Genomic DNA, 14641 nt, shown 5'->3' with positions numbered 1-14641 from the left:
CCTTGCGGGCGGGGCTGAATCACGGCGAATCATTCTGCCCAGATTAGAGACCCAATGGGCAGGCTGTCGACCAACATTTTGGCAGCCAATCAGCCGGTATTGGGCTGCGCCGGGTCATCAGACCGGCGCTCCGGTCCCTTATACTTGTCGGGGTCATGCCGGCGACGGTCCGGACCGAAGAAAACTTTTGTTCTGACAAAGGGGCGGGCGCGGTCAATAACCGCTCCGATTTTGCGATACAGGTCGGTGGCGGTGATCGGTTTGGCGCAAAATTCCGTGGCGCCGGCATCGCGCGCGGCCAGCACTCTGGTTTTCTCAGCATAGGCGGAGAGCATGACAATCGGCATGAAGGGATTTTCCCTGCGATCTTCGTCGCGCATGTATTTGATCAGTTCCAAGCCGTCCATGCCGTCCATCTGGAAATCGAGAATCGCGATATCGATTTTCTCGTTTCGCAAAACTTCCAGCGCTTCCTGCCCCGCGCACGCTTCATAGACCTTTGTAACGCCGAAACCATTCAGCAAAGTGCGAACGATCTTCAGCATATGCGCATTGTCATCGACAATCAGGAAGGAAAGCTTGTTCAGATCTGCAGCCATCGGCTCAACCGTGATTAATTGAAGCGGCAAATTAGCACAAAACGGTTAGGCCGACGTTAAGCAGCGCGCGCGCCGGAAGGGGCTGACTCAGATGGCCGCGATTTGATGCGTTTGAGCGTGGTGCGCGCCACCTCCACAATCTCTCTGAGATCGTCCGGCAATTCGTCCGGCTTCTCGGCTTGTTCGGCGAGTTTTTCCGCGAGCTTCATCAAGGTCGGCGCAGCTGTGATGATACGGGCCTGAAATTCGATGAGCTGCGGATCGCGGTCATATTCCGCGCCGGGTACTCGCCAGCCTCCCCAATCCTGTTCATCGGTAACGATAATTGGGAATGTGCCTGGAAAAGGATGGTGAGCGCATTCATCAGGAGATTGCCATTTGTTTTTGGCGCGCATCAGGCGCCAGCGGCCGGTGTCCTGCTCGTCGCGCTCTTCCTCCGACAATTCATCCGTAGTGAAGTCACGGCCCAGACCGCAATCATAGGAAATTCTGACCGGTTCATCCATGCCTTTGACCCAATGCGGCTTGACCTGCTCGATCAGGGCCCACGTGCCGACGGGGCGTACAAAAACGCGCTGGTGCTTGTGAAAATGGGCTTTTGCCATGGCGGTCTGCTCCGGTCACTCGGCGAAAAGCTAGCAAAATGGCCTTAGAACAGCGTTAAGCCGTCTGTTCGGTTTGTTGATTTTGTTCGCGCGCGCTATGGGAGCGGCCATGACGACGTTTGCGAAACCCGATCGCCGCTTTTGCGTGGCACCGATGATGGACTGGACCGACCGGCATTGCCGGGCCTTCCACCGCGTCCTGACACGTCACGCCTTGCTTTATACCGAAATGGCGACCAGCGCTGCGGTAACGCATGGTGATGTTGATCGTCTGATCGGCTTTGACGCGGCGGAGCAACCGGTGGCGCTTCAGCTTGGCGGATCCGATCCGGGCGAGCTCGCACAGGCGTCGCGGATTGGTGCGGATCTGGGTTATTGCGAAATCAACCTGAATGTCGGCTGTCCATCAGATCGTGTGCAATCGGGCAAATTTGGTGCCTGTCTGATGCGCGAGCCGGAGCTCGTCGCGGATTGCCTTTCGGCGATGCAGGATGCGGTCAGCGTTCCGGTGACGCTTAAGTGCCGGATCGGCGTCGACGATCAGGACCCTGCTGCTGCGTTGCCGGACTTGCTGGAGCTTGTCCGGTCACGCGGTATCTTCACGGCGATCATCCATGCCCGAAAGGCATGGCTCAAAGGGCTGAGTCCGAAGGAAAACCGGAGCGTTCCGCCGCTTGATTACGCGCTCGTCTATCAAATGAAAACCGCCTTTCGGGATATGGAAATCATTCTCAATGGCGGGCTGGAGACGCTGCAATCGGGACTCGAGGCACAGCAAAATCTGGACGGCATCATGCTGGGCAGGGCCGCCTATCATACGCCCTGGGAGATGTCCGGTGTCGACCCGCTGATTTATGGTGCCGAACGTCGCTTCAGTGCGCCAGATGAAGCCGTTCTGGCCTATCTGCCGTATATCGAAAATCAGCTGGCAAAGGGCGTGCGGTTGCACGCGATGACGCGTCACATGCTCGGCCTGTTTCACGGCCGCCCCGGCGCACGTCAATGGCGGCGCACACTGTCCGAGAACGCCGTGAAGGACGGGGCGGGCCTTGATGTTGTGATGGCCGCGCTTTCTGCCACATCGCCTGCATTGGCGACCGCATGAGCGCCGAGCTGATCGGGTTGGCGGCGGCGCTGATCGCAACCGGCTTGTTTGCCGGTCTGATTGCCGGGCTTTTCGGAATTGGCGGCGGTGTTGTGATGGTGCCGGCCTTCTATTTTGTGCTGGGCGCGATGGGTTATGAAGACGGCCCGCGCATGCATATGGCGGTGGGTACCTCCCTGGCGGTTATCGTGGCGACGTCGCTCCGCTCGGTCTCGGCACATGCACGGCACAAGGCCGTTGATTTCGAGATCCTGAAAACATGGACGCCCTGGATTGTGGCCGGGGCCCTGATTGGCGGCTATGTGGCGGATGCCATTCCCGGCCGCGGCCTGACCGGGCTTTTCGGTGTCGTGGCCTTGCTGCTTTCGGCGCAATTTTTCTTTGGCCGCCTCGACTGGCGTGTGGCGGAAAACATGCCGGGCGGCGTTGTCAGAGCGGGGCTGGGGGCGATGATCGGCGGTTTGTCGTCTCTGCTCGGCATTGGCGGAGGCGTCTTTGGCGTCACCCTGATGACGCTCTGCGGCAAGTCCATTCGCCAGGCCGTTGCAACAGCCGCAGGTTTTGGCGTGGCCATAGGCGTTCCGGGTGCGCTGGGATTCATCATCTGGGGCTGGGACGAGCCGGGGCGAACACCGACCGCGCTCGGATATGTGGACACGCTCGGCTTTCTGATCCTGGCAGCTTCGGCGTTTTTTATCGCGCCGATCGGTGCCCGGCTGGCACATTCCATGCCCGAGAAACTATTGCGCCGCCTGTTCGCACTGGGTCTGATTGCGACGGCAGTGAGCCTGCTTCGGGAGGCCTTCGTCGGCGGTTAAATCGTCAGGACGGACGAGCCTTCTTTTCCTGGTATTGCTTTTTTCGCTCGGGCAATTCAGCGCCAATTGCTTCGCGCTCGGCATCTGAAAACCGTGTCCATTGCGCCAGTTCGGGCAAGGTTCGAAAACACCCCACGCAGATCGCAGCGTCGGGATCGACGAAACAGACTTTAACGCAGGGCGACCAGATGCTCATGCGGTGCATATCTAGCGCGCTGCGCCGTGCACGCAAGCATTGCCCGTTTGCCAGAACAGGGAATAGGTTGCGATAGCCAAGTGGGGGGATTCATGGACGATCCGGGATTGCAGCTGCGCAGCTTTCTGGGCCTGTTCGCGTTTATCGCGATCTGCTGGGCTCTGGGGCCTCGAAAATCAGTGCCGGTAAAGCTGATTGGCGGTTCACTGGCGCTCCAGTTCCTGATCGCCATAGCCCTTTACTCCTTCGCGCCGACACGTGCCTTTCTCGGATCGCTGACGGGCGTGGTTCAGGCCCTGCAGACCGCCACGATGGAGGGCGTCGATTTTGTCTTCGGCTACCTTTCCGGAAGTGGCGCGCCGTTTGTTATCGACGAAAGCAGTGCCGGGCGGACGTTCATCTTCGCCTTCCAGGCTCTGCCGATGGTCATTGTTTTATCAGCGCTTTCCGCGCTGCTCTGGCGCTGGCGCATTCTGGAGCTTGTGGTCCGTGGCTTCGCATTCGCTTTCCGGAAGACACTGGGCTTGTCAGGTGCCGCCAGTCTCGGGGCCTCCGCCAATATTTTCCTCGGCATGACCGAATCGCCCCTGCTGATCCGGCCACGCATGCCGCAAATCAGCCGCAGCGATCTCTTCCTGATCATGACGGTGGGGTTCTCGACGGTCGCAGGGTCGGTCATGGCGGTTTATGTTGGCCAATTGAGCGATGTGATAGATGGCGCGGCCGGGCATATTGTGACGGCGTCTCTCATTTCCATACCGGCGGCCGTATTGCTCGCCCGGCTGATGCATCCCGCCGATGCGGATGGCGATGAAGACCGGACGACGGAAAAAATCCCGACGACCGTCTATCATTCCTCCATGGATGCCCTGACCACCGGTGTAACAGATGGCGTGAGGCTGTTCATCAACATCATCGCCATGCTCTTGGTGTTCATCGCGATTGTGGCGCTCGTCAACATGATGCTCGGCGGCTTGCCCGATGTTGGTGGTCTGCCGCTCTCGGTCGACCGGATTCTGGGCTGGGCGTTTGCGCCGATTGTCTGGCTGGCAGGCGTGCCCTGGTCTGAAGCAACAGATGCCGGCGCCGTGATGGGACTGAAAACGGCGCTCAACGAAATCATCGCGTATGAGCGGTTGGCCGCGCTGGGCGATGATCTGTCGCCGCGCAGCCATCTGATCATGGCCTACGCCGTCTGCGGCTTTGCCAATTTCTCCAGCGTCGGAATTCTGATCGGCGGCATGCTGGCGATCGCGCCGAGCCGCCGCGAGGACATATTGGGGCTCGCACCCAAAGCACTCATATCGGGAACATTTGCCACGCTGATGACCGGGGCGGTCATCGGCACGCTGCCGCTAAGCCTGTTCAGCTAATCGCCTCGGCGCGGAAAGAGTTTTGACCTCAGCCATCCGAACGTCGAATTCCCCTTAAGGGCCTTGCGGTAGGCATTGTCCATGAAGCCGGACAGTTTGCGGCTTTCACCGACGAGATCGAGCCGGGTCTGCATGGGGGTGTTTTCATCCAGCATCTTGATGACTTTCGCCGGCGCGCCTGCCACCACGGCATAAGGCGGGACATCTCTTGTCACGACAGACCGGGCGCCAATGACGGCATTGTCGCCGATGGTGACGCCCTTGCCGATGAACGCGCCATCTCCCACCCAGACATTGTCGCCCAGTTTTACAGGACGCCCTTCTGGAGCCGGATCGACGCGGTTATAGAGGCCGTGCCAGTCGCTGTCGGTCACGGTCGTATTGGCCGCAAACAGACAGGCATGTCCGATCGTGATGGACCGGGTCGCCTGAATGCGCGTGCCGGGCGCGATAAAGACGGCATCACCGATCTCGATTTTTCCGCCCTGGTCGGCGGGCGACCACACCGTCAGGCGCACCTTCTGGTCCGCGGTCGCAACAATATGCAAAGCCGTGCCGATGGATATGTTCGGACCGAAGGCTTCAATGTGCCATGGCTGGGTGAGTTTGGCGGCCGGTCCCAGGCGGTCAAAATGGGGCGCCAGAAAGTGCCGGGCCCAGGCGTTTTCGAAGCTTTCCCAGGCAGCGTGCATCCAGTAGGGGCGGTGGTCTCTTCGCATATCGGCTTTCACAGGTTAGAAGACGCTCATGAATGATGACACCGTCGATAATACCATCCTGTCCCTTGTAGAAGCGAGCGGCGCTGGCAAGTCAATCAGCCCGGCTGAAGCGGCGCAGGCACTGGATGCGGAAAACTGGCGCAGCCGGCTGAGCGCGGTGAAACAGGGTGCTGTCCGTCTCGCACAAGCGGGCCGGGTCGAGATCCTGCGTAAAGGCAAACCGGTGGGCCCGGCCGACTTCAAGGGCGTCTACCGCATTACCCTGAAAACGTAATGTCACTGGACGCGCTCCTGAAAGAGATTCGGGCTTGCCGGGCTTGCGAGGGTGAAATACCAGAGCCGCGCCCAGTATTGCAGGCGTCGCGCGCGGCGCGGATACGTATTATCGGTCAGGCCCCCGGCACCCGTGTTCACGCGTCTGGCCGTCCCTTTACGGACCCGTCGGGCGAGAGGTTGCGCGCATGGCTGAATATCGGCGACGATCAATTCTATGATCCGGACATTGTCGCCATCACGCCTATGGGATTTTGTTTTCCGGGTCTTGATGCCAAAGGCGGAGACAAACCGCCCCGGACCCGATGCGCACGCCTGTGGCAAAGCCAGCTCGATGCGGAGCTTTCCAACGTAAAAATAACTTTCCTGATCGGCGGCTATGCCCAGAAATTTGTACTTCGGGAAAGGTATAAGGGGACGGTCACCGCAACCGTCGCGGCATGGCGGGAATATGCGCCGCGCTACGTGCCGCTGCCACACCCGTCATGGCGCAATAATGCCTGGCTGAAACGACATCTCTGGTTCGAAGACGAGCTATTGGCAATGGTGCAGCGCAATATGGAATCTCTTCTGAAATAGGCGCGTCCGGTGCTTGCCGTATAGGTCAAGGAAAGCTATCCCCACGCCGCCTCGCGCCGAATTCTCCCCGGCTGGTGCGATGCCGGAAAAGCCGGCCAGATACGACGGATAGGCTCATGAGTGTTTTTGAACACCCTTCTTTCGACAATCACGAAAAAGTCCTGTTTGCTACCGATGAAAAAACCGGGCTGAAAGCCATCATCAGCGTACATTCGACTGCGCGTGGCCCGTCCTGCGGCGGCTGCCGCTTCTGGTCGTATGACAGCTCTTCGGATGCGCTCCAGGATGCGCTGCGGCTGTCACAGGGCATGAGCTACAAGAATGTAATGGCGGACCTCCCGATTGGCGGTGGCAAGAGCGTCATCATGAAGCCGGATGGTCCGTTTGACCGGGATGCCCTGTTCCAGGCTTTTGGCCGCGCCGTCGATGCGCTCAACGGAAATTATATCACGGCCGAAGATGTCGGCGTCAGCCCGGCCGACATGGTCAGCGTCCATAAGCAAACCGCCCACGTCACCGGACTGCCGGAAGGCAAGGCGGCCTCTGGCGATCCATCACCGGTGACGGCTGAAGGCGTGTTCCGGGGTATTCGCGCCTGCGTGAAGCGTGCGACAGGATCTGAAGATATGACGGGAATTCGTGTCGCCGTTCAGGGCGCAGCCGGGCATGTCGGCAGCTATCTTTGTGAACATCTTTCAAAGGCCGGTGCCGAGCTGATCATTGCCGACATGAATGTCGAGGCCTTGCAAAAGCACGTCGACAATTTTGGTGCCGTCATCGTCGACAAGGAGGCCATCTACGATCAGGACGCGGACGTTTTCACACCCTGCGCGCTGGGTTCGATTATCAATCCCGATACAATCAACCGCCTGAAAGTGAAGATGGTTGCCGGTGCGGCCAATAACCAGCTCGCGACTCGCGAAATGGGTGCGGAGTTGCAAAAGCGGGGCATCCTTTACGCGCCTGATTATGTGATCAATGCCGGTGGCATCATCAATGTGATGGGCGAAATCCGTGGCGACTTCGACCCGTCCTGGGTCAAGTGCAAGCTGGTCGGGTTGGAAGCAACACTGGGCGAAATTCTCGACCGCGCCGAAAACGAAGGCCGGCCGTCCAATGTCGTTGCCGACGAAATGGCGCGTGCCCGTCTGGAAGAAGCGGCTGCTGCCAAAGCCGCCGCAGCTTAAAGATAAGGCCAGTCAGGTTTTTACGGGTGGATGTCTGGCGACGGGGTGCTGCGATACAGTCAGATCGCATGCACCGCCTTGGCCAGCATATCCCGCACCTGTCCCGCAACGGCATGCAAATCAGCATTGTTGATGGCCTGCATTGAGGCCACCGGATCAATAGCGCTGACTTCCACTCCGGAACCGACAGTGCGCAGGATGACGTTGCAGGGCAGCATCGCGCCGACCCGTGGTTCTATTCCGATGGCCTGATGCGCCATGCCCGGATTGCAGGCCCCAAGAATGCGATAGCCCGGCATCTCGACATCCAGCTTTTTCTTCATGGTCGCCGTAACGTCAATTTCTGTCAGGACGCCGAAACCATGTGCCGCCAACGCTTCGCGTGTGCGTGCGTCGACAGTATCGATATCGGTGTCAGGAAACGTACGGTCTATTGTGTAGGACATTATTCGCTCTTCCTTGATTGACCCGAAACGTCAGAACAGCGCCCCGATGGCGACGCGTCCAGCTGACTATTTGTGAAACCCTGCGCCCAAAAGGCGCACAGGGTCAACGTGGGGGCCGGCGCTGATGTTCCCCGTCTCTGCCGCGCTGCAATCAACAATCGAGGGGCCGGAAGGGCGCGGCGCTCCAACCTGTTTTGCAGATAATGGCTTTCAGGCCGGCAGCAAGGTCATGGCCGTTTCATCAAGCGCAAGGCGCAAGGTCTCGCCCGCTTTGATGGGGTGAGCGAGGGGAAGCTCGGCAATCCAGAGCGACCCGTCGGAGGCCGTGGCACGCAGGCGCTGGCGGCCCTGACGGATCCGGATGTCCTCGACAGTGAAATCGGTGCCGGTTCCAGATTCCCGCAGTGCTTCGGGCCGGACGAGCAGATCCACTGCCGCCCCGTTGCTGAAGTCCGGCGCTGCGATTGCACCGAACAGGGTAGAGATCCTGTGGTTTTCGATCGTCCCGGACACGACATTGATGTCGCCGAGCAAGCGGGCAGAAGATATCGAAACAGGGCGGCAATAGACGTCTGCCGGTGAGCCGGACTGGATGATGCGGCCATCCTCCATCAGGAACAGGGTGTCGGCGGTCTCAAAGGCCTCATCGGCGTCGTGGGTCACAATCAGGGCCGCCGCCCCGGCCTCGCGGATAGCCGTCATGGTTTGCGCGCGCAGATCCGCGCGCAGCCGCCGGTCGAGGCTGGAAAACGGTTCGTCCAGCAGGATGATGTCCGGCCGCGGTGCGAGCGCGCGCGCGAGGGCGACCCGTTGCTGCTCGCCGCCGGACAATTCGTGCGGGTAAGCGTGTGCAAGATGTCCGATCTCGACGGATTCCATGAGCGTCATCACGCGATCAGCGATCGCCACCTTGTCTTTCTGATCTGCGAGTCCAAAAGCAATGTTGCGGCCCACCGTCAGGTGTGGAAAAAGCGCATAATCCTGAAACACAACGCCGACGCGGCGCTTTTCGGCCGACGTGGCGTGCTTGCCATCATCCCAGACCTCGGCACCTGAATTGATCTGGCCGGCTTCCAGCTTTTCCAGACCGGCGATACTGCGCAGCAGCGTGGATTTTCCGGCACCCGAAGGCCCGAGAACGGCGCTCACCTGACCGCAATAAAGATCAAGATCGACGCCTTTCAGAACGGGGTTGCCGCCCAGCGACTTTTCCGCGCCACGAACCGACAGTATGGGTTTGTTCATCGGTCAGTCCCCCGCGTCAGCGAGCGGGCGGCGAGGATCATGGCGGGAATGGTGGCCAGCACGATGATCAGGGAGGGCAGGGCCGCCTGTCCCAGTCTTTCATCAGCGGCATAGTTGTGCGCGATCACAGCGAGCGTGTCGGTGTTGAACGGGCGCAGAATCATGGTCGCGGGTAATTCCTTCATGACCTCAACGAACACCATCAGCGCGGCAATGCCAACGCCGCCAAGTATCAAAGGCCAATGAATTTCCACGGCGATGCGCCGGCGTTTTGCACCGAGCGTCTTGGCAGCCTCGTCCAGGCGAAGCGTCACGCGCGCCAGCGCTGTTTCGCTGGGCGCGATCGCGACCGCTGCGAACCGGGACAGATAAGCGAAAATGAGCGCACCTGCGGTCGCGGACAGCAAGACCGGGAATTGCCCGTCCCAGACCCCATCGAGCACATTCTGGAGCCCGCCAAACAGAACAAGTGCACCCACAGCAGCCACAGCACCCGGAGCGGCATAGCCCAGACTGGCCAGCCGGGCTGACAGAATGCCGAACCGCGTTCCGCCACGGATGGCATAGGCGGCACCCAGTCCGAGAATGGCGGCGAGGACGGCCGTGATGCTGGCCAGCGTGAGTGAGTGCCGAAGCGCGTCCAAAACGCCGCGTGCGGCCGGTTCGGTCAGGGCCAGATAAAGCAGGCGGCCCAGGGGCAGCGCCAGCCCCAGTATGATGGGGAGAAGGCACGCAAATAGGGCGATGACGGTTTGTCCGGCGCCGAGCTGAATGCGTTGGGTGTGCTGCCGGCCTCCGCTGGATTGGCCGAAGCGGGCACGGGCCCGGCTCTGGCGTTCCAGGGCAAAGGCGAGATAGGCGAAGAAGGCGAGCAAGACGGCCAGTCGCGCCGCATCCGGAACGGACCCCGCGCCGGCCCAGGCCCGTACAACGCCAACGGTCAGGGTTGGCGCTCCCAAATGCGCGACAGCACCAAAGTCCGCCATCGATTCCATTGCCACCAGAGCAAGTCCGGCGGCAAGCGCAGGGCGGACCAGTGGAAGCGTGACGCCGGTCAGGGTCTGCCAATGAGACGCGCCCAGCGTGCGTGCTGCATTCTGCATGTCGGGATGCTGATCCGAGAAGGCCTGACGGGCCATCAGATAGACATAAGGGTAAAGCGTCACGGCAAAGACAAATCCGGCGCCAATGGGGCCTCTGACGACCGGTAGAAGGTCGGCAAGTCCGGCCAGACCAGCGTCCCGCAATGGTGTCTGAAGCGGTCCTGCGGCCTGCGTCAGATCGAGCCAGCCATAAGCCGCAACATAAGCGGGAACCGCCAAAGGCAGCGCCAGCGCCCAGGCAAAAATTCCGCGTCCGGGAAATTCAAGACGCGCGATGATCCAGCCCGCCGCTGTACCGACAAATCCTGCGAGCACTATGGCCGTGGCTGTGACGATAATCGTATGCAGCACATAACCGGCGAGCCGCGTCTCGATCAGATGAAGGAGATAATCGCCCCAGGGAGCGGTGATCGCAATCCAGGCGACGGCCAGAATCGGTCCGGCCGCCACAAGGGCGGCCAGACTGCCAATGAGTGCGGGACCCGATCTGGATCTGGCCATGCGGGGGGTCAGGGCCATCCGGCGCGGTCAAATACCCGGCGGGCCGCTTCACTATTATCGCCAAGGGTCGACATGTTCAGGGTGTCGGCCTGAAATCCCATCAGATCATTCAGGGCCGGGTTGTCGAACTCGGATCCGGTCACCGCCGGAATTTCGTTTGTGAGTTCGGCATAAATTCGTTGCCCTTGTTCGCTGAGCAGGAAGCTGATCAGAGCCTCTGCATTTTCGCGGTTGGGGGCATTGGCGGCGATGCCCGCTCCGGAAATATTGACGTGCGTACCGTATTCACCTGCCGGGAAAATCAGACCGACCGCGTCCGCAACATTTTGATAGTCGGGATTATCGGAATTTTTCAGGCGCAGATAATAATAGTGATTGACCACGGCGACATCGCATTCACCGGCATAAATGGCTTGCAGCTGATCCGTGTCGCCGCCCTGGGGTGGGCGGGCGAAATTGGCAACGACGCTGCGTGCCCAGGCCTCTGCGACCTCTTCGCCGTGATGGGCGATGATGGAAGCCAGAAGTGACTGGTTATAGGCATTGTCCGAACTGCGGATGCAGATGCGACCCTGCCAGCGCGGATCGGCCAGATCCAGATAGCTGGTGATTTCGGAGGGATCCACGCGATCTTCGGCATAGGCAATGACGCGGGTGCGAAGCGCGAAGCCGACCCAGTATCCGTCCGGATCAATAAAGCGATCCGGGACGCCAGCCGCGATGGACGAGAAATCGGTATGGGCGAAAAGTCCGGCGTCCTCGGCGCGTTGCAGCCGGGACGCATCCACGGTGATCACCACATCAGCGGGACTGCGGTCGCCATCCGTCCGGATCCGCTCGATCAGAAGATCGCCGCTGGCCTCGATCAGTTGAACCTCGATGCCGGTTTCTTCCGTGAACCGCTCGTAGGCCACCTGATCCGAATCATAGTGGCGAGCAGAATAGACGTTCACGATTTCGGTCTCGTCGGGCTGGCTGCAGGCAACAGCCGAAAAAGCGATGATCGCAGATAATATCAGGCGGGTCATGATGAGCTCCGTAATCTCTGAGCCTGTCACTTACATTTTTGCGAATGTTTCGCAAGTAGTTCGCCTGCGGCGAAATGCAGCGCTCCGGAATACAGCTGCGTGAGCCCTTTAATGCGGGTAATGAAATCAATGGATTGAACGGGAATGGTGGGCGATGCTGGGATTGAACCAGCGACCCCTGCCGTGTGAAGGCAGTGCTCTCCCGCTGAGCTAATCGCCCATTCCAGAGCCGCGGCGTATAGGCCGAGCTTGCCTTGCTGGTCAAGCGTCGCAAACAATTGGAGAGGCAATTCTAAATTTTTATAAATAATTGGCCGGAACGGCTTGACGCAGCGACATGAAATCGTCATAGAGCCGCCCAGCCTGTTATCAGGTGGTGCGGAGAGGCAGTGTTTTTCACGCAGTCTCCGTTTTCCAAGAGGGGAGCGCACGTAACCCAGGCGGGAATGGCCCGCCGGTTCGGAGTATCGCTATGAGTAATGACCTCTGCACGCCGGAAGGCGCGCGTCGACTGAAGCAACGGATCGAAGCCTACTGGGCTGACCGGGGCTATGATGTGAATATTGAACTGGTGGATGCCGGATTCATGCCGGCCATGCGGTCGGCACGGACCGACGTTCGCTCGAACATGGTCAATGGCATGCCGCGCCGTCAAAGCGCTGCGAATGATTCGACGCCTGATCGTCGGACGGCCAATGACCGTATGCCGGAACTGCGCTCGGCCTGATCACCGGTCCTGCCAGAGTTTTTCCAGCGTATCGGGCAAGCTTCTGAAATCATCGATTACCGCATCAGCGCCTAGCGCCTGATGCGGTATTTCGCTGTATCCGTGGGTCAGAATGACGCACGGTATACCGGCTGCCTGTCCGCATTCCGCATCTGTTATGGAATCGCCGATGAGGGCCAGATTGGGCCCTGCATTGCCGACCGCGCTCCAGAAATGGGCGGCGTCGGGTTTTTTGGCCTGCGTGCGATCCGGGCCTATAATTCGTTCAAAATAGTCTGTCAGTTCAAGCGCTTCGAGCAAAGCATCCGCAAGCTCGCTGGGCTTGTTTGTACATATTGAAAGACGTGACCCTCGCGCCTTCAGAATCTCCAGAACCTCGACCGCCGCGTCGAAGGGGCGGCTGAGATTGGCGATGCCTGATTTGTAGACCGAGATGAAATCCGCAACGCGTTGATCGACGGCGTCGGACTCAATCTTCCGCCGTTGAGCGGCATAGGCTCTCTCGATCAGGACGCGGGCGCCCCGGCCGACCATCGCCCGTACATCGTTCAGGGCCACATTTTCCAGACCGTCGGCAGCCACAACTTCATTGAGGGCTCGTACAAGGTCCGGTGCGGTATCAACCAGCGTTCCGTCCAGATCGAAGGCAATCCCGGCACCCTGGAAACAGTCTGTCATCATTCCTGACCCTCAAGTCTGCGATCTCCCCCAAACAGGCGGTCGCTTCCTGTATTTGAATGGTCTATAGCGCGTTATCCGATTTGCAACGCAGTAGGGATCAGGAGCCGCATATGACCGCACCGCGCGCCGCGATTATTCTCGCCGCTGGCCTCGGCACTCGCATGAAGTCCGATCTGCCAAAATGTATGCATCAGGTTGGCGGACGTCCGATGCTGGAATGGTCGATTGAGCTGGCGTGCAAAACAGGCGCGGAGCGTGTCGTATCGGTCTATGGCAACAAATCCCCGCAAATCGGCGCGTTGGGCGAGGCGAACAACACGCTGACGGCTTTGCAAGATCCACCTAAGGGAACCGGACATGCCGTCCAATGCGCCGAAGCGGCCATGGCCGGGTTTATCGGTAATGTCATTGTTCTGTATGGCGACACGCCGCTGATTACGGCGGCGACGGTCGAGAAGGTTTTTGCGGCTCTGGAATCGGGCGCTTCAGTCGCGGTGCTGGGCTTTACGCCCGCGGACGCCGGGGCTTATGGGCGTCTGGTGGTGAAGGACGGGATTCTCGACCGGATTGTCGAGTTCAAGGACGCCAACGAGGAAGAACGCGCGATCGGATTCGTCAATTCGGGTGTTCTGGCCGCGCCTGCACCACTTCTGTTCGAATTGCTCGGCGAAGTCACAAACGACAATGCCAACGGCGAATATTACCTGACGGATGTCGTCGGGCTTGCCCGCATGCGGGGGCTGAAAGCGATTGCCGTTGAAGGCGATGAAGCGGAAGTGCTGGGTGTGAATTCCCGCGTGGATCTGGCCGAAGCCGAAGCCAGCTGGCAGCGCCGCCGCCGCGAGGAAGTGATGCGCGCAGGCGTCACACTGACCGCACCCGAGACGGTTTTCATCGCGCATGACACGCAAATCGGCCGCGACGTTATCATCGAGCCGAATGTTGTTTTTGGCCCCGGCGTGACGGTCGAGGATGGCGCGACGATTCACGCTTTCTCCCATCTCGAAGGTTGCATCGTGCGGTCCGGTGCGGATATCGGCCCCTATGCGCGTCTCCGCCCCGGGGCGGACATCGGGCCGGGCGCACGGATCGGAAATTTCGTTGAAGTCAAGAAATCGACCTTTGGTCCGGGTGCAAAAGCCAATCACCTTTCCTATATCGGGGATGCAACAGTCGGTGCGAAGGCGAATATCGGGGCAGGCACTATCACCTGCAATTATGACGGTTTCGGCAAGCATCAGACCGTTATCGGCGACGGCGCATTCGTGGGCTCGAATTCGTCTCTGGTAGCGCCGGTCACCATTGGCAAAGGGGCCTATACCGGCTCCGGAGGCGTGGTGACGGAAGACGTGCCCGAAGATGCCCTGGCGTTGGGACGCGCCAAGCAGGTAAACAAGAATGGCTGGGCGTCGCGTTTTCGCGCGGCGATGCAGAAGCGAAAAGCGGAGCGTTAAAA

Annotated in this window: 17 protein-coding genes and 1 tRNA gene; 8 read left to right on the top strand and 10 right to left on the bottom strand. The window is 59.9% G+C overall.

The genetic code is table 11. The features are described 5' to 3' along the window. Positions 1-89: 89 nt before the first annotated feature. Together HXX25_RS07260 and HXX25_RS07255 are read right to left on the bottom strand one after the other, a co-directional pair. Positions 90-599 carry a response regulator gene (locus tag HXX25_RS07260; RefSeq protein WP_187165278.1) on the bottom strand — a complete coding sequence of 170 codons (510 nt, stop codon included), beginning with the start codon at positions 597-599 and terminating at the stop codon, positions 90-92. Positions 600-655: 56 nt separating this feature from the next. Next, positions 656-1204, bottom strand: a complete 549-nt coding sequence (locus tag HXX25_RS07255; protein ID WP_187165277.1) for a hypothetical protein — start codon at positions 1202-1204, stop codon at positions 656-658. A 109-nt stretch (positions 1205-1313) separates the two neighbouring features. Between HXX25_RS07255 and dusA the strand changes: the two genes are divergently transcribed. Next, positions 1314-2309 carry a tRNA dihydrouridine(20/20a) synthase DusA gene (gene dusA, locus HXX25_RS07250; RefSeq protein ID WP_187165276.1) on the top strand — a complete coding sequence of 332 codons (996 nt, stop codon included), beginning with the start codon at positions 1314-1316 and terminating at the stop codon, positions 2307-2309. Next, complete coding sequence (locus tag HXX25_RS07245) at positions 2306-3127, top strand: sulfite exporter TauE/SafE family protein (protein WP_187165275.1); 822 nt, start codon at positions 2306-2308, stop codon at positions 3125-3127. The genes dusA and HXX25_RS07245 overlap by 4 nt, the downstream gene beginning before the upstream one ends. A 4-nt stretch (positions 3128-3131) precedes the next feature. On the opposite strand, the gene HXX25_RS07240 is transcribed toward HXX25_RS07245, so the two are convergent. Continuing rightward, positions 3132-3359, bottom strand: a complete 228-nt coding sequence (locus HXX25_RS07240) for a DUF1289 domain-containing protein (RefSeq protein ID WP_233346585.1) — start codon at positions 3357-3359, stop codon at positions 3132-3134. 56 nt (positions 3360-3415) lie between these two features. Between HXX25_RS07240 and HXX25_RS07235 the strand changes: the two genes are divergently transcribed. Then, positions 3416-4696, top strand: coding sequence for a NupC/NupG family nucleoside CNT transporter (locus HXX25_RS07235; protein WP_187165274.1), 1281 nt, complete (start codon positions 3416-3418; stop codon positions 4694-4696). Here HXX25_RS07235 and HXX25_RS14170 read toward each other — a convergent pair. Next, the gene (locus HXX25_RS14170; protein ID WP_304607825.1) at positions 4693-5415 is read right to left on the bottom strand and encodes a DapH/DapD/GlmU-related protein; all 723 of its coding nucleotides are present in this window, start codon (positions 5413-5415) and stop codon (positions 4693-4695) included. The genes HXX25_RS07235 and HXX25_RS14170 overlap by 4 nt on opposite strands. 28 nt (positions 5416-5443) lie before the next feature. Between HXX25_RS14170 and HXX25_RS07225 the strand changes: the two genes are divergently transcribed. From HXX25_RS07225 to HXX25_RS07215, 3 genes are all read left to right on the top strand, one after another. Continuing rightward, a complete protein-coding gene (locus HXX25_RS07225) occupies positions 5444-5689 on the top strand; it encodes a DUF3253 domain-containing protein (protein ID WP_187165273.1) in 246 nt (81 codons plus the stop codon). Continuing rightward, positions 5689-6267: a uracil-DNA glycosylase family protein gene (locus tag HXX25_RS07220; RefSeq protein WP_187165272.1), complete on the top strand. Its 579-nt coding sequence runs from the start codon at positions 5689-5691 to the stop codon at positions 6265-6267. The genes HXX25_RS07225 and HXX25_RS07220 overlap by 1 nt, the downstream gene beginning before the upstream one ends. 116 nt (positions 6268-6383) lie before the next feature. Further along, positions 6384-7454, top strand: a complete 1071-nt coding sequence (locus HXX25_RS07215; protein ID WP_187165271.1) for a Glu/Leu/Phe/Val dehydrogenase — start codon at positions 6384-6386, stop codon at positions 7452-7454. Between the two features lie 59 nt (positions 7455-7513). Here the strand turns inward: HXX25_RS07215 and HXX25_RS07210 are convergent, their stop codons facing one another. The 5 genes from HXX25_RS07210 to HXX25_RS07190 all read right to left on the bottom strand — a co-directional run bounded on the left by HXX25_RS07210 (position 7514) and on the right by HXX25_RS07190 (position 11997). After that, a complete protein-coding gene (locus HXX25_RS07210; RefSeq protein WP_187165270.1) occupies positions 7514-7900 on the bottom strand; it encodes a DUF302 domain-containing protein in 387 nt (128 codons plus the stop codon). 210 nt (positions 7901-8110) lie between these two features. Further along, the gene (locus HXX25_RS07205) at positions 8111-9145 is read right to left on the bottom strand and encodes an ABC transporter ATP-binding protein (RefSeq protein WP_187165269.1); all 1035 of its coding nucleotides are present in this window, start codon (positions 9143-9145) and stop codon (positions 8111-8113) included. Further along, a complete protein-coding gene (locus HXX25_RS07200) occupies positions 9142-10749 on the bottom strand; it encodes an iron ABC transporter permease (RefSeq protein ID WP_187165268.1) in 1608 nt (535 codons plus the stop codon). Before HXX25_RS07200 ends, HXX25_RS07205 begins: the two co-directional genes overlap by 4 nt. 8 nt (positions 10750-10757) lie before the next feature. Beyond that, positions 10758-11777: an extracellular solute-binding protein gene (locus tag HXX25_RS07195; protein ID WP_187165267.1), complete on the bottom strand. Its 1020-nt coding sequence runs from the start codon at positions 11775-11777 to the stop codon at positions 10758-10760. A gap of 145 nt (positions 11778-11922) precedes the next feature. Beyond that, a tRNA-Val gene (locus HXX25_RS07190) sits at positions 11923-11997 on the bottom strand. A 252-nt stretch (positions 11998-12249) separates the two neighbouring features. Between HXX25_RS07190 and HXX25_RS07185 the strand changes: the two genes are divergently transcribed. Beyond that, a complete protein-coding gene (locus HXX25_RS07185; RefSeq protein ID WP_187165266.1) occupies positions 12250-12504 on the top strand; it encodes a phosphoglycolate phosphatase in 255 nt (84 codons plus the stop codon). Here the strand turns inward: HXX25_RS07185 and HXX25_RS07180 are convergent, their stop codons facing one another. Further along, entirely contained in the window at positions 12505-13185 is a 681-nt protein-coding gene (locus tag HXX25_RS07180) for an HAD-IA family hydrolase (RefSeq protein ID WP_187165265.1), read from the bottom strand. A gap of 110 nt (positions 13186-13295) precedes the next feature. On the opposite strand from HXX25_RS07180, the gene glmU reads away from it, so the two are divergent. Next, entirely contained in the window at positions 13296-14639 is a 1344-nt protein-coding gene (gene glmU / locus HXX25_RS07175; protein WP_187165264.1) for a bifunctional UDP-N-acetylglucosamine diphosphorylase/glucosamine-1-phosphate N-acetyltransferase GlmU, read from the top strand. Positions 14640-14641 lie beyond the last annotated feature (2 nt).

The sequence above is a fragment of the Hyphobacterium sp. CCMP332 genome (assembly GCF_014323565.1).
GTDB lineage: Bacteria > Pseudomonadota > Alphaproteobacteria > Caulobacterales > Maricaulaceae > Hyphobacterium.
The sequence above is the reverse complement of the archived record's forward strand: the minus strand, read 5'-3'. Positions and strand labels throughout refer to the sequence as shown.